At 53.0% G+C, this 13,299-nt stretch carries 14 protein-coding genes; 7 read left to right on the top strand and 7 right to left on the bottom strand.

Annotated features, from left to right (window positions below; genetic code table 11):
- The first annotated feature begins 113 nt into the window (after nt 1–113).
- The 5 genes from FOB24_RS18210 to cysM all read left to right on the top strand — a co-directional run bounded on the left by FOB24_RS18210 (nt 114) and on the right by cysM (nt 4,905).
- Nucleotides 114–1,130, top strand: a complete 1,017-nt coding sequence (locus FOB24_RS18210; RefSeq protein WP_069324493.1) for a sulfate ABC transporter substrate-binding protein — start codon at nt 114–116, stop codon at nt 1,128–1,130.
- Nucleotides 1,131–1,964 (top strand): sulfate/thiosulfate ABC transporter permease CysT, encoded by an 834-nt coding sequence (cysT, locus tag FOB24_RS18205; protein WP_038642497.1) that lies wholly within the window; start codon nt 1,131–1,133, stop codon nt 1,962–1,964.
- Nucleotides 1,964–2,839: a sulfate/thiosulfate ABC transporter permease CysW gene (cysW, locus tag FOB24_RS18200; protein WP_038642495.1), complete on the top strand. Its 876-nt coding sequence runs from the start codon at nt 1,964–1,966 to the stop codon at nt 2,837–2,839. The genes cysT and cysW overlap by 1 nt, the downstream gene beginning before the upstream one ends.
- Nucleotides 2,829–3,926: a sulfate/thiosulfate ABC transporter ATP-binding protein CysA gene (cysA, locus tag FOB24_RS18195; RefSeq protein WP_085049690.1), complete on the top strand. Its 1,098-nt coding sequence runs from the start codon at nt 2,829–2,831 to the stop codon at nt 3,924–3,926. Before cysW ends, cysA begins: the two co-directional genes overlap by 11 nt.
- A 67-nt stretch (nt 3,927–3,993) precedes the next feature.
- A complete protein-coding gene (gene cysM, locus FOB24_RS18190; protein ID WP_121529377.1) occupies nt 3,994–4,905 on the top strand; it encodes a cysteine synthase CysM in 912 nt (303 codons plus the stop codon).
- Between the two features lie 81 nt (nt 4,906–4,986).
- On the opposite strand, the gene FOB24_RS18185 is transcribed toward cysM, so the two are convergent.
- The gene (locus FOB24_RS18185) at nt 4,987–5,703 is read right to left on the bottom strand and encodes a type 1 glutamine amidotransferase (RefSeq protein ID WP_150345281.1); all 717 of its coding nucleotides are present in this window, start codon (nt 5,701–5,703) and stop codon (nt 4,987–4,989) included.
- 13 nt (nt 5,704–5,716) lie between these two features.
- Nucleotides 5,717–7,009 carry a MocR-like B6 salvage transcription factor PtsJ gene (gene ptsJ, locus FOB24_RS18180; protein WP_150345280.1) on the bottom strand — a complete coding sequence of 431 codons (1,293 nt, stop codon included), beginning with the start codon at nt 7,007–7,009 and terminating at the stop codon, nt 5,717–5,719.
- An 82-nt stretch (nt 7,010–7,091) separates the two neighbouring features.
- Here ptsJ and pdxK point away from each other — a divergent pair, with 82 nt between their 5' ends.
- Nucleotides 7,092–7,958 (top strand): pyridoxine/pyridoxal/pyridoxamine kinase, encoded by an 867-nt coding sequence (gene pdxK / locus FOB24_RS18175; protein WP_038642485.1) that lies wholly within the window; start codon nt 7,092–7,094, stop codon nt 7,956–7,958.
- Entirely contained in the window at nt 7,955–8,194 is a 240-nt protein-coding gene (locus tag FOB24_RS18170) for a hypothetical protein (protein ID WP_038642483.1), read from the top strand. Before pdxK ends, FOB24_RS18170 begins: the two co-directional genes overlap by 4 nt.
- A 62-nt stretch (nt 8,195–8,256) precedes the next feature.
- On the opposite strand, the gene crr is transcribed toward FOB24_RS18170, so the two are convergent.
- The 5 genes from crr to cysZ form a co-directional block, all read right to left on the bottom strand.
- Entirely contained in the window at nt 8,257–8,766 is a 510-nt protein-coding gene (crr, locus tag FOB24_RS18165) for a PTS glucose transporter subunit IIA (RefSeq protein WP_000522253.1), read from the bottom strand.
- 40 nt (nt 8,767–8,806) lie between these two features.
- Nucleotides 8,807–10,534, bottom strand: a complete 1,728-nt coding sequence (ptsI, locus tag FOB24_RS18160) for a phosphoenolpyruvate-protein phosphotransferase PtsI (protein WP_003038080.1) — start codon at nt 10,532–10,534, stop codon at nt 8,807–8,809.
- A 45-nt stretch (nt 10,535–10,579) separates the two neighbouring features.
- Nucleotides 10,580–10,837: a phosphocarrier protein Hpr gene (gene ptsH, locus FOB24_RS18155; RefSeq protein WP_002913505.1), complete on the bottom strand. Its 258-nt coding sequence runs from the start codon at nt 10,835–10,837 to the stop codon at nt 10,580–10,582.
- Nucleotides 10,838–11,220: 383 nt separating this feature from the next.
- Nucleotides 11,221–12,192, bottom strand: a complete 972-nt coding sequence (cysK, locus tag FOB24_RS18150; protein ID WP_038642476.1) for a cysteine synthase A — start codon at nt 12,190–12,192, stop codon at nt 11,221–11,223.
- A gap of 163 nt (nt 12,193–12,355) precedes the next feature.
- Complete coding sequence (gene cysZ, locus FOB24_RS18145; RefSeq protein ID WP_069324501.1) at nt 12,356–13,117, bottom strand: sulfate transporter CysZ; 762 nt, start codon at nt 13,115–13,117, stop codon at nt 12,356–12,358.
- Nucleotides 13,118–13,299: the final 182 nt, after the last annotated feature.

Genomic DNA, 13,299 nt, shown 5'->3' with positions numbered 1-13,299 from the left:
TATTCTCTTTTCAACTTTCAAATCATCAAACGGTATATAAAACCGTTACTCCTTTAGCACTGGTTATAAATATGATGACCATAAGAAAGTCATTAAATTTATAAGGGTGCGCAATGGCCGTTAACTTACTGAAAAAAAGAACCCTGACGCTGGCAGCAATGCTGTTGCTGGTGGGGCAGGCGCAGGCAACGGAACTGCTGAACAGTTCATACGATGTCTCCCGCGAGCTGTTTGCCGCCCTTAACCCGTCGTTTGAACAGCAATGGGCGAAAGATAACGGTGGCGATAAACTGACGATTAAACAATCTCATGCCGGGTCATCAAAACAGGCGCTGGCGATTTTGCAGGGACTGAAAGCTGACGTTGTGACCTATAACCAGGTCACCGATGTGCAGATCCTGCACGATAAAGGCAAACTGATCTCTGCCGATTGGCAAAGCCGCCTGCCGAATAACAGCTCGCCATTCTATTCCACCATGGCGTTTTTAGTGCGTAAGGGTAACCCGAAGAATATCCACGAATGGAACGATCTGGTTCGCCCGGACGTGAAGCTGATTTTCCCGAACCCGAAAACCTCCGGAAATGCGCGTTACACCTATTTAGCGGCATGGGGCGCGGCGGACAAAGCTGACGGCGGCGATAAAGCCAAAACCGAACAATTTATGACCCAGTTCCTGAAAAATGTTGAAGTGTTTGATACCGGCGGTCGCGGTGCAACGACCACCTTTGTTGAACGCGGTCTGGGTGATGTGCTGATCACATTTGAATCAGAAGTGAACAACATCCGTAAACAGTATGAAGATCAGGGCTTCGAAGTCGTGGTGCCGAAGGTCAACATTCTGGCGGAATTCCCGGTAGCCTGGGTCGATAAAAATGTGCAGGCCAACGGTACTGAAAAAGCGGCGAAAGCGTACCTGAACTGGCTGTACAGCCCACAGGCGCAAACCATCATTACCGATTTCTACTACCGCGTGAACAACCCGCAGGTGATGGACAAGCTGAAAGATAAATTCCCGCAAACCGAACTGTTCCGCGTGGAAGACAAGTTTGGCACGTGGCCTGAGGTGATGAAAACGCACTTTGTCAGCGGCGGCGAGCTGGACAAACTGTTGGCGGCGGGGCGTAAGTAAATGTTTGCTGTTTCCTCCCGACGCGTGCTGCCCGGCTTTACCTTAAGCCTGGGCACCAGCTTACTGTTCGTTTGCCTGATATTGCTGCTGCCGCTTAGCGCGCTGGTCATGCAACTGGCGCAAATGAGCTGGGCGCAGTATTGGGAAGTGATTACCAATCCGCAGGTGGTAGCGGCTTATAAAGTGACGCTGCTGTCGGCGTTTGTGGCATCGATTTTTAACGGTGTGTTCGGTCTGCTGATGGCGTGGATCTTAACCCGCTATCGCTTTCCGGGCCGTACGCTGTTGGATGCGCTGATGGATCTGCCATTTGCGCTGCCTACGGCGGTAGCTGGCCTGACGCTGGCATCGCTGTTTTCTGTCAATGGCTTCTACGGCGAATGGCTGGCGAAGCTGGATATTAAGGTGACCTACACCTGGCTGGGCATCGCGGTGGCGATGGCCTTTACCAGCATTCCGTTTGTCGTGCGCACCGTACAGCCGGTGCTGGAAGAGTTAGGCCCGGAGTATGAAGAAGCGGCGGAAACGCTTGGCGCCACGCGCTGGCAGAGTTTTCGTAAAGTGGTGTTGCCAGAGCTGTCTCCTGCGCTGGTGGCGGGCGTAGCGCTCTCGTTTACCCGAAGCCTCGGTGAGTTTGGCGCGGTTATTTTTATCGCCGGGAACATCGCATGGAAAACAGAAGTGACCTCGCTGATGATTTTTGTTCGCTTGCAGGAGTTTGACTACCCGGCTGCCAGCGCGATTGCTTCTGTGATCCTCGGGGCGTCGTTGCTGCTACTGTTTTCAATTAACACCCTGCAAAGTCGCTTTGGTCGACGCGTGGTAGGTCACTAATGGCAGACATTACCCAATTGAAACGCTATGACGCACCCCGCATTAACTGGGGTAAATGGTTTCTGATCGGTACGGGCATGTTGGTATCGGCTTTTATTTTGCTGGTGCCGATGATTTATATCTTCGTGCAGGCGTTCAGCAAGGGATTAATGCCGGTGCTACAGAACCTGGCTGACCCGGATATGCTGCATGCCATTTGGCTGACGGTGTTAATTGCGCTGATTGCGGTGCCGGTGAATCTGGTGTTCGGCGTATTGCTGGCCTGGCTGGTGACTCGCTTCAACTTCCCTGGACGCCAGCTGTTGCTGACGCTGTTGGATATTCCCTTTGCCGTCTCGCCAGTGGTCGCTGGTCTGATCTATCTGTTGTTTTACGGTTCTAACGGCCCGCTGGGTGGTTGGCTGGATGAGCACAACCTGCAAATTATGTTCTCCTGGCCGGGGATGGTGCTGGTGACGGTGTTCGTGACCTGTCCGTTTGTGGTGCGCGAGCTGGTACCGGTGATGCTAAGTCAGGGCAGCAATGAAGACGAAGCGGCGATTTTGCTTGGTGCCTCCGGCTGGCAGATGTTCCGCCGCGTCACGCTGCCGAATATCCGTTGGGCGTTGCTGTATGGCGTGGTGCTGACTAATGCCCGTGCGATAGGCGAATTCGGCGCGGTGTCGGTGGTTTCCGGCTCAATTCGCGGCGAAACCTTATCTTTACCACTACAGATTGAATTACTGGAGCAGGACTATAACGCCGTTGGCTCCTTTACCGCCGCCGCGCTGTTGACGCTGATGGCGATTATTACCCTGTTTTTGAAGAGCATGTTGCAATGGCGTCTGGAGAACCAGGAGAAACGCGCGCAGCAGGAGGAAAATCATGAGCATTGAGATTGCCAATATTAAGAAGTCTTTTGGTCGCACCCAGGTGCTGAACGATATCTCGCTGGATATTCCTTCAGGTCAAATGGTTGCTCTGCTGGGGCCATCCGGTTCGGGCAAAACTACGCTGCTGCGTATCATTGCCGGGCTGGAGCATCAGTCCAGCGGGCATATTCGTTTTCACGGCACCGACGTCAGCCGTCTGCATGCGCGCGATCGCAAAGTGGGGTTTGTGTTCCAGCACTATGCGCTATTTCGTCATATGACGGTATTCGACAATATCGCCTTTGGTCTGACAGTTCTGCCACGGCGTGAGCGTCCTAATGCGGCGGCGATCAAAGCCAAAGTGACCAAACTGCTGGAGATGGTGCAATTGGCTCATCTGGCGGATCGTTTCCCGGCACAGCTTTCCGGTGGGCAAAAGCAGCGTGTGGCATTAGCGCGTGCCCTGGCGGTAGAACCGCAGATCCTGCTACTCGACGAGCCGTTTGGCGCGCTCGATGCTCAGGTGCGTAAAGAACTGCGCCGTTGGCTACGTCAACTGCATGAGGAGCTGAAGTTTACCAGCGTGTTTGTTACCCACGATCAGGAAGAAGCGACGGAAGTTGCAGACCGGGTGGTGGTGATGAGCCAGGGTCATATCGAACAGGCCGACGCACCGGATCAGGTCTGGCGTGAACCGGCTACCCGTTTTGTGCTGGAGTTTATGGGCGAGGTTAACCGCCTGCAGGGGACGATTCGCGGTGGGCAATTCCACGTGGGCGCACACCGTTGGCCGTTGGGCTATACGCCTGGCTATCAGGGACCGGTCGATCTGTTCCTGCGTCCATGGGAAGTGGATGTGAGCCGCCGTACCAGCCTGGATTCGCCGCTGCCGGTTCAGGTGCTGGAAGCCAGTCCGAAAGGGCACTACACCCAATTAGTTGTACAACCCCTCGGGTGGTACAACGAACCGCTGACGGTCATCATGCAGGGCGATGATTCCCCGAACCGCGGTGAACGGCTGTTTGTTGGACTGCAAAATGCACGTTTGTATAACGGCGACCAGCGTATTGAAACGCGTGAAGAGGAACTTGCCCTGGCGCAATCAGCCTGATAGGTTAATTTGCATAGTTATCGCCCGGTGGCGCTACGCTTACCGGGCTTTTTTACGAGCTGAAAACGTGAACACATTAGAACAAACAATTGGCAATACGCCTCTGGTGAAATTACAACGTCTGGCGCCGGATAACGGCAGCGAAATTTGGGTCAAGCTGGAAGGGAATAATCCTGCGGGTTCGGTGAAAGACCGGGCGGCGCTGTCGATGATTGTTGAAGCGGAAAAGCGTGGGGAAATTAAGCCGGGTGACATATTGATTGAGGCCACCAGCGGCAATACTGGCATCGCGCTGGCGATGATCGCCGCGCTGAAGGGCTACCGCATGAAGCTGCTGATGCCGGACAACATGAGCCAGGAACGCCGGGCGGCAATGCGTGCCTATGGTGCGGAGCTGATTCTGGTCACTAAAGAACAGGGGATGGAAGGGGCGCGCGATTTAGCCCTCGCTATGTCTGAGCGCGGAGAAGGTAAACTGCTCGATCAGTTTAATAATCCCGATAACCCGTATGCGCACTACACCACCACCGGACCCGAAATCTGGCAGCAGACGTCAGGTCGCATCACCCATTTTGTCTCCAGTATGGGGACGACCGGTACCATTACCGGCGTGTCGCGTTTTCTGCGTGAGCAGGAAAAAGCGGTCACTATCGTTGGCCTGCAGCCGGAAGAGGGCAGCAGTATTCCGGGAATTCGCCGCTGGCCTGCGGAATATATGCCGGGCATTTTTAACGCCTCGCTGGTGGATGAGGTGCTGGATATTCATCAGAATGATGCCGAAAACACCATGCGTGAACTGGCCGTGCGTGAAGGAATTTTCTGCGGTGTCAGCTCTGGCGGCGCGGTCGCGGGCGCGTTACGCGTCGCACGTGCCACGCCCGGCGCGGTAGTTGTGGCGATCATCTGCGATCGCGGCGATCGCTACCTTTCGACCGGCGTCTTTGGTGAAGAGCACTTTAATCAGGGGCTGGGAATTTAACTTGTTGGCCTGATAAGCGTAGCGCCATCAGGTAACTGCCTGGCACGATGGCCGGATAATGTTTTATCCGGCCAGGGATGATTACTCGTTACGTTTTTGCACCAGCTTATCCAGGAATTGCCACAGCTTCTCATTCATCTGCTGGTAGTCCCAGGCGCGCATCTCTTCAACCGGGCGGATGAAGCGTTTCCCTTCAGCTTCGGCCAGCTCTTGCTCTGAGTGCTGAATTAATCCTTCAATCGCATCAGCTGTGAACTCCATATGGCACTGGAAACCATAGACGAAATTACCGTATTGCACGATTTGTCGCGGGCAGCCCTCGCTTGCGGCCAGAATTATCGCCTGGTCGGTTAACCCTGGCATGTCGTTGTGCCAGTGACCGACGATAAGCGGTGAGCCAAAATGGCTGAATAACGGGTGCTGTTGGCCTGATTCGGTAAGGGTGATTGGATAGTGGCCAATCTCTTTTTCCGGGCTTTGACACACCTTCGCGCCCAGCGCTTCGCCAATTAACTGCGAACCCAAACAGATCCCCACCACGATTTTTCGTGCCGTAATCGCCTGGTTGATCAGATGCTGCTCGGCCTGAGCGTCAAAGTATGGGCACTCTGCCTGCGTGGTGCGGGGCGACTGCGGGCCGCCAAAGACGACGAGCATATCGAAACCATCGGCATTGGCGGGAACCGTTTCTCCAGCGTATACGCGTGACCAGGTGATGCTATAGCCGCGCGATTCGGCCCATGGCAGGTACGCGCCAGCAGATTCAAAAGACTCATGAATAACAAAATGAACTCGCACTTTTTCTCTCCTGTTAGCGCTTGAGCGCCTGATGAATATCAGCCGCCAGCTTATCAATGTCGCTGTCTTCTAATGTTGACAGCGTAATGCGTAAACCATGTGCAGGCGTATTGACGCCGAACACTTCGCCTTCGCGTACCAGCCAGCCGGACTTTGCCAGCGCAAATGCGATCGCCTGACTGTGATCTGCCAGCGGTAACCACAGATTCAGACCGTCCCCGACGGGCAGTTCAATACCATATTGGCGCAGAGCTGAATTTAGCTTTTGCTGCTGGACGGCGTAAAACTGCTGTGTTTGCGCCAGCGTGTGTTGATATGTCTCGTCACTCAGGCAGGCGCAGGCTAAATCCTGCAGCAGATGGCTGACCCACTGACTGCCGGAGTTGAGCCGTAAACGCAGTTTCCCGGAAGTGACGGGATCGCTGGCGACGATAGCCAGGCGTAAATCCGGGCCTAAAGTTTTCGACATCGAACGGACTATCGCCCAGTGCGTGGTTTCTTGCGTAATCACCGGATACCAGCGGCAAGCGGACAGCAGCGCAAAGTGGTCGTCGACAATCACCAGCGTCTGCGGATAGCGGGCCAGGATTTCCTGCAATTGCGCCGCGCGGGATGCGCTCAGACTGCATCCTGTCGGGTTATGCGCGCGCGGCGTCAGAATCACCGCCCGCGCGCCTTTCTGTAGTGCGAGTTCCAGTTGGTCCGGCAGCATGCCTTCGCGATCAACGTTGGCTGGACTGGCGGAGAATCCGGCATAACGCAGCATGTTGATGCTGCTTAAAAAGCACGGGTCTTCTACAACCACGCTATCGCCGGGCAGCAAATGGGCGCACAGCAGCCGCTCAATGGCGTCAATGGCGCCGCTGGTGATATCAATTTCACCTTCGCCGGGCATGGCATTTTGCATCCATTGTGATGCCCATACCTTAAGTCCAGATGATACAGCGGCATCGCCGTACAAGCGCGGATTCTTATTTATCTTCGCGAAATAACTACTCAGGTCAGGAAGCCGTGAGGGGGCTGGGTTACCGCCGGAAAGATCGATTAGTGGGGTATCTGGGTTCCCACCTTCCAGCGCAACGGGGGCAGTAATCCCCTTAATCACGGTGCCGTTGCGTCCCAGACTCTGTGCCAACCCGGAGGTGACCAGACGTTTGTAAGCCGCCGCGACAGTATTGCGGTTCACGTTTAATTCCGTTGCCAGTTCCCGCACTGGCGGCAACGTTTCTCCCGCTACCAGCGTGCCTGTAGCGACATGTTGACGGATACTGTCAAAAATTTCGTTAGCGGTTTTTCCGTCGATCATTATTGACCTATGACAAAATGAATTTTAGCATATGACGATAATAATGAGGCGTAAGCGCGCTGTCCAGCGAGAGGAGAAATTAATGGAGCAGGAGAGTGATATTCAGTCAGTGCTCTTTGACGACAAACATCGGGCATTACAGACCGATATCGTCGCCGTCCAGTCACAGGTGGTATATGGCAGCGTAGGCAACAGTATCGCTGTGCCGGCCATTAAAGCGCAGGGATTACGCGTGACGGCAGTACCCACGGTACTGTTCAGTAACACCCCGCATTATGAAACTTTTTACGGCGGCGTTATTCCGCCCGACTGGTTTAGCGGCTATCTGCGCGCCTTAAGCGAACGTGATGCCTTACGCGAGCTAAAGGCGGTGACGACAGGGTACATGGGCAGCGCGGAGCAAATCGCCTTGCTGGCACAGTGGCTGGAAACCGTTCGGGCCACGCATCCGGACCTGTGCATTTTGGTTGACCCCGTGATTGGCGATACGGATAGCGGTATGTATGTTAAAGCCGAAATCCCGGAGGCTTATCGTCAGCATCTGCTGCCGCTGGCGCAGGGGCTGACGCCGAACGTATTCGAGCTGCAAATGCTGAGCGGAAAGCCGTGTCGTACGCTTGATGAAGCAATCGCAGCGGCAAAATCTCTGCTTAGCGACACGCTGAAATGGGTGGTGATCACCAGCGCGCCGGGCGATAGCGAAGAGAATATTAATGTGGCGGTAGTGACGGCTGAAACGGTTGAGGTGTTCGCTCACCCGCGGGTGAAGACGGATTTAAAAGGCACCGGCGATCTGTTCTGTGCTGAACTGGTGAGCGGCATTGTGCTGGGGAAAGCGCTGACTACGGCAGCATACGATGCCGCGCAGCGCGTGCTGGACGTCATGAGCTGGACGCATCAGTGCGGTTGTGATGAATTAATTCTGCCACCGGCAGGGGAGGCGCGATGAAAAGTTATCGGCTGGTGGTTCGTCAGCATGGACGTTTAGTCGGGCATTTTGATACCAGCGGCACAGAGGCGCTGGAAGACATTTGTGTAGCGCGGGCGATGTTTGGTATTGCGGGTGGGTATGATTGTGAACTGCTGGTGTCTGATTCCGAAAGGCGGATGCTGGAAAGCGGACCGGAAGGGATGAAAATCCTGATGCGCGAGGCGTGTTACCGGCCGATGACCTCACAAATTTAACGCCGCCATCCGTTAGATAAAAAAATGGCGCCATCTGGCGCCATTCTTCTCTGCGGCAAGAATTACTTCTTGATGCGGATAACCGGAGTTTCACCCACGGTCACGCTACCGGACAGTTTGATCAGCTCTTTGATTTCGTCCATGTTGGAGATAACAACCGGAGTCAGGGTCGACTTGGCTTTTTCTTCCAGCAGCGGCAGATCGAATTCAATAACCGGGTCGCCCACTTTAACGCGCTGACCTTCTTCAGCGATACGCTTGAAGCCTTCGCCTTTCAGTTCAACGGTATCAATACCGAAGTGAACAAACAGCTCAATGCCGCTGTCGGATTCGATAGAGAAAGCGTGGTTGGTTTCAAAGATTTTGCCGATGGTGCCATCAACAGGGGCGACCATTTTATTACCGGTTGGTTTGATAGCGATGCCATCACCAACGATTTTTTCAGCAAAAACTACATCCGGCACGTCTTCGATGTTGACGATCTCGCCAGAGAGCGGAGCAACAATCTCAATAGTTCCGGTGTCTTTCTTATCATCAGAAACCAGAGATTTCAGTTTATCGAACAAACCCATGATCTTCTCCTAAGCAGTAAATTGGGCCGCATCTCGTGGATTAGCAGATTGTTTTTTCTTCAATGAACTTGTTAACCAGCGTCATTAACTCGTCCGTTGTCGGTTGAGCAAGAGCCTGCTCTGCTAACACCTTCGCATCTTCGAAGTTCGTGTTACGGATAATCTTCTTAATGCGCGGGATAGAAATGGCGCTCATAGAGAATTCGTCCAGACCCATCCCCAGCAACAGAAGTGTAGCACGTTCGTCGCCTGCAAGCTCACCACACATGCCAGTCCATTTGCCTTCAGCATGAGAAGCATCAATAACTTGCTTGATCAGCGTCAGCACAGATGGCGACATCGGTTGGTAAAGGTGTGAAATCATATCATTACCACGGTCAACTGCCAGGGTGTACTGCGTTAAATCATTGGTGCCGATACTAAAGAAATCAACTTCTTTGGCTAAATGACGCGCAATTGTTGCCGCAGCCGGTGTTTCCACCATCACGCCAATCTCAATGCTTTCGTCAAAAGCTTTACCTTCGTCGCGCAGTTCCTGTTTGTAGATTTCGATCTCTTTGCGCAGCGCGCGCACTTCTTCAACAGAGATGATCATCGGGAACATGATGCGCAGTTTACCGAAAGCAGAGGCGCGCAGGATAGCGCGAACCTGGTCACGCAGGATCTCTTTACGATCCATGGCGATACGTACGGCGCGCCAGCCCAGGAACGGGTTCTCTTCTTTCGGGAAGTTCATGTACGGCAGCTCTTTATCGCCGCCGATGTCCATGGTACGGACGATGACCGCCTGAGAGCCACAGGCTTCAGCCACGGCTTTATACGCAGCGAACTGTTCTTCTTCAGTCGGCAGCGATTCACGGTCCATGAACAGGAATTCGGTGCGGTACAGACCAACACCTTCAGCGCCGTTACGCTCAGCGCCTTCAACGTCACGCACGGTACCGATGTTGGCGCAAACTTCAACCTGATGTCCGTCCAGCGTGATCGCCGGCAGATCTTTCAGTTTTGCGAGTTCCGCTTTCTCGGTCGCTACCTGCTCCTGAACGGCACGCAGTTGCTCGATAACGTCGTTGGTCGGATTGACGTAAACCTGGTTGTTTACGGCATCCAGAATCAGATAATCGTCGTTTTTCACCTGAGAGGTGACGCTACCCGTACCGACGATGGCAGGCAGTTCCAGAGAACGCGCCATGATGGAGGTGTGGGAAGTACGTCCCCCCGCGTCAGTGATGAAACCCAGCACCTTGTTCAGGTTCAGCTGTGCGGTTTCTGACGGGGTCAGGTCTGCGGCAACCAGGATAACTTCTTCCTGAATCGCGCTCAGGTCGATGATCGCCAGACCCAGAATGTTACGCAGCAGGCGTTTACCGATGTCACGTACGTCAGCCGCACGTTCTTTCAGGTATTCATCATCCAGCTCTTCCAGGGCTGTGGCCTGACCTTCGATAACTTCATGCGCAGCTGCATCAGCCGTCATGTGCTTATCTTTAATCAGGGCTATGATTTCCTGCTCCAGCTCCTCATCTTCGAGCAGCATGATATGCCCTTCAAAGATGGCTTCTTTTTCTTCACCGAACGTTTCACCAGCTTTGGTTTTGATCGCTTCCAGTTGCGCAGATGCCTTGGCACGACCGCTCAGAAAACGTTCAACTTCCTGATCAACCTTGTCGGCAGAAATTTTTTTCCGGTCAATGACGATTTCGTCTTCTTTCAGCAGCAATGCTTTGCCGAAAGCGATACCCGGGGATGCTAAAATGCCTGAAATCATAACCCTACCTTACTTGTGACTGATATTTAAAAGAACTCGTTGAACTTACTCGAGTTCAGCCATCAGTTTTACCAGATGCTCAACTGCTTTCTGCTCGTCTTCACCTTCTGCGGACAGGGTGACAACGGTACCCTGAGTCAGGCCCAGAGTCTGCAGTTTAAACAGGCTTTTGGCGCTAGCGCTTTTGCCGTTGGAAGTCACAGTAATTTCAGAAGTAAAACCTTTTGCTTCTTTAACAAACTGAGCAGCAGGGCGAGTATGCAGACCGTTCGGAGCGGTAATGGTAACTTCTTGCTGGAACATTATATTTCCCCAACTTATAGGTTTAGTGTTGTGGAACTAAAGTCTAGCCTGGCGGTTCAACTTTAGCCTGTATTGTTAGCATCGGCGTAAACTGGACGCGACACAAAAGGAGTTCGGTACAATCCGTTGTTGGCAACTTCTTGCCGCTGACGTTTCGTTCGTCATTAAACATTATGCAGCGAAAGGAAGAGTTGAACCAAATCATAAAATCGATTCAGCTAGCGCTTTTCCTGTAACGATTAATTTCGCGCATCAAAATAATTAGCTTGGTTAAATACCAGTTCCGGCGGGTTGAATCAATGCCAGGAGAGTTGAAACTTTGAAGCAGGCCACAAAAAAGCACCCAAAAGGGTGCTTTTTTACGCGTTTTTAACATGCTGGCATTACTGTTGCAGTTCTTTCTCAGTGAAGAGATCGGCAAACAGTGCAGTGCTCAGATAACGCTCACCCGATGACGGTAGAATAACCACTATATTCTTATTGGTAAAGGTTTCATCTTCCTGGAGCTTGAGCGCGGCAGCAACCGCAGCACCGGAAGAGATCCCCGCCAGAATACCTTCTTCTTCCATCAGGCGACGTGCGGTAGAGATAGCTTCATCATTGGTGATGGTAACGACTTTATCGATAAGCTTCAGATCAAGGTTACCTGGAATGAAGCCTGCGCCGATACCCTGAATTTTATGCGGACCCGGTTTGAGTTCTTCACCCGCCAGGGCCTGGGTGATGACAGGGGAGTCGGTCGGTTCTACCGCGACGGTGATCAGATCCGTTTTACCTTTGGTGCCTTTAATGTAACGGGTCACGCCAGTCAGCGTACCGCCGGTGCCGACGCCGGAAATAAAGACATCAACCTGGCCATCGGTATCTTCCCAGATTTCCGGCCCGGTGGTTTTTTCGTGGATTTCCGGGTTGGCCGGGTTGCTGAACTGCTGCAGCAGCAGGAATTTTTCCGGATCGCTGGCCACAATTTCTTCCGCTTTTTGGATCGCGCCTTTCATCCCTTTTGCGCCTTCGGTCAGCACCAGATTCGCGCCCAGCGCTTTTAACAGCTTGCGGCGCTCAATGCTCATGGTTTCCGGCATGGTTAACGTCAGTTTGTAACCACGAGCGGCGGCAACGTAGGCCAGCGCGATGCCGGTATTGCCGCTGGTCGGTTCTACCAGCTCAACGCCCGGTTTCAGTACCCCACGTTTTTCGGCATCCCAAATCATATTGGCACCGATACGGCATTTGACGCTAAAGCTCGGGTTACGTGATTCCACCTTCGCCAGAATGCGTCCGTTACCGATACGGTTCAGTCGAACCAGCGGCGTATGACCGATAGTCAGCGAGTTGTCTTCAAAAATCTTACTCATGGCCTGTCCTTAACTGTATGAAATTGGGATACCGCTTCAGCATACCTGTTGAGAAAGTATGGGGAAGTAAGTAAATCGCATATCTATATGCTGATGGGAAATAATGCCTTGCAGTATGGAATAAGAGCGGACATAAGCCAGCCCGCTTTTACACATTTTTGCATTACTTCCATAACGCATGCTTAGCACGATAGCAGTCTACCCACATCGCCGTGGCGCCACAAACCGCAACCGGCATAATGAACAGATTGAGTACCGGGATCATGGTGAACAGACTGGTCAACGCGCCAAACTGCATATTGGTCACCTTACGCGTGCGCAGCGCGACGCGCATCTCCTTAAAAGGCACCTTGTGGTTATCAAACGGATAATCACAGTACTGAATGGCCAACATCCACGCGCTGAACAGGAACCACAGCACCGGGGCGACGGTCTGTCCAATGCCCGGAATAAAATAGAGGATCAGCAAAACGAAGGCGCGCGGGAGATACCACGCCAGCTTTTGCCATTCACGTTTCATAATGCGAGGAACGTCTTTCATGATGCCGAGAACGCCAGTGTCGGGTGGCGTTGCGCCCGTTAAGCGCGCTTCAAGTTGCTCCGCCAACAAGCCGTTAAACGGTGCGGCAATCCAGTTGGCGACGGTGGAGAACAGGTAGCCGAACACTAACAGTACGGAAATGGTAACGATCGGCCACAGCAAATAGCTGAGCCATTGAAGCCAGTCAGGTACGTGGCTCATCAGCGCAGGGATCCAGCTATCGAGTTGGCTAAATAACCACCAGAATGCGCCGCCCATCAACAGGATATTCACCAGTAAAGGCAGAATAACAAAACGACGAATGCCCGGTTGGGAGATGAGCTTCCATCCCTGAGAAAAGTAATAAAGGCCGCTGCGAGGTACAACTGCAGATGATGAAACCATGGTCAGGACATACTCCTTGTTATATAAGCTCTGGTAAACCTGGCGTATCTTACCGGGTTGTTGAGCGTTAAGCTGTTCGGAAATGTTCGAAAAAACAGCAAAAAGCACAATTTTGTTCATCTTTATGCCGTGAAAGCCAAGAGTGCACTTGCACTTGGCGTAATCGACAAATACTCTTAGTG

Origin of the sequence: Citrobacter werkmanii (genome assembly GCF_008693645.1) — a bacterium.
In the GTDB taxonomy this organism is placed as follows: Bacteria; Pseudomonadota; Gammaproteobacteria; order Enterobacterales; family Enterobacteriaceae; genus Citrobacter; species Citrobacter werkmanii.
The sequence above is the reverse complement of the archived record's forward strand: the minus strand, read 5'-3'. Positions and strand labels throughout refer to the sequence as shown.

What these genes read in the sequence shown, in the direction of transcription:
- FOB24_RS18210 (WP_069324493.1), top strand. Translation starts at nt 114, where the DNA reads ATGGCCGTTAACTTACTGAAAAAAAGAACCCTGACGCTGGCAGCAATG.
- cysT (WP_038642497.1), top strand. Translation starts at nt 1,131, where the DNA reads ATGTTTGCTGTTTCCTCCCGACGCGTGCTGCCCGGCTTTACCTTAAGC.
- cysW (WP_038642495.1), top strand. Translation starts at nt 1,964, where the DNA reads ATGGCAGACATTACCCAATTGAAACGCTATGACGCACCCCGCATTAAC.
- cysA (WP_085049690.1), top strand. Translation starts at nt 2,829, where the DNA reads ATGAGCATTGAGATTGCCAATATTAAGAAGTCTTTTGGTCGCACCCAG.
- ptsJ (WP_150345280.1), bottom strand. Translation starts at nt 7,009, where the DNA reads ATGATCGACGGAAAAACCGCTAACGAAATTTTTGACAGTATCCGTCAA.
- pdxK (WP_038642485.1), top strand. Translation starts at nt 7,092, where the DNA reads ATGGAGCAGGAGAGTGATATTCAGTCAGTGCTCTTTGACGACAAACAT.
- FOB24_RS18170 (WP_038642483.1), top strand. Translation starts at nt 7,955, where the DNA reads ATGAAAAGTTATCGGCTGGTGGTTCGTCAGCATGGACGTTTAGTCGGG.
- crr (WP_000522253.1), bottom strand. Translation starts at nt 8,766, where the DNA reads ATGGGTTTGTTCGATAAACTGAAATCTCTGGTTTCTGATGATAAGAAA.
- ptsI (WP_003038080.1), bottom strand. Translation starts at nt 10,534, where the DNA reads ATGATTTCAGGCATTTTAGCATCCCCGGGTATCGCTTTCGGCAAAGCA.
- ptsH (WP_002913505.1), bottom strand. Translation starts at nt 10,837, where the DNA reads ATGTTCCAGCAAGAAGTTACCATTACCGCTCCGAACGGTCTGCATACT.
- cysK (WP_038642476.1), bottom strand. Translation starts at nt 12,192, where the DNA reads ATGAGTAAGATTTTTGAAGACAACTCGCTGACTATCGGTCATACGCCG.
- cysZ (WP_069324501.1), bottom strand. Translation starts at nt 13,117, where the DNA reads ATGGTTTCATCATCTGCAGTTGTACCTCGCAGCGGCCTTTATTACTTT.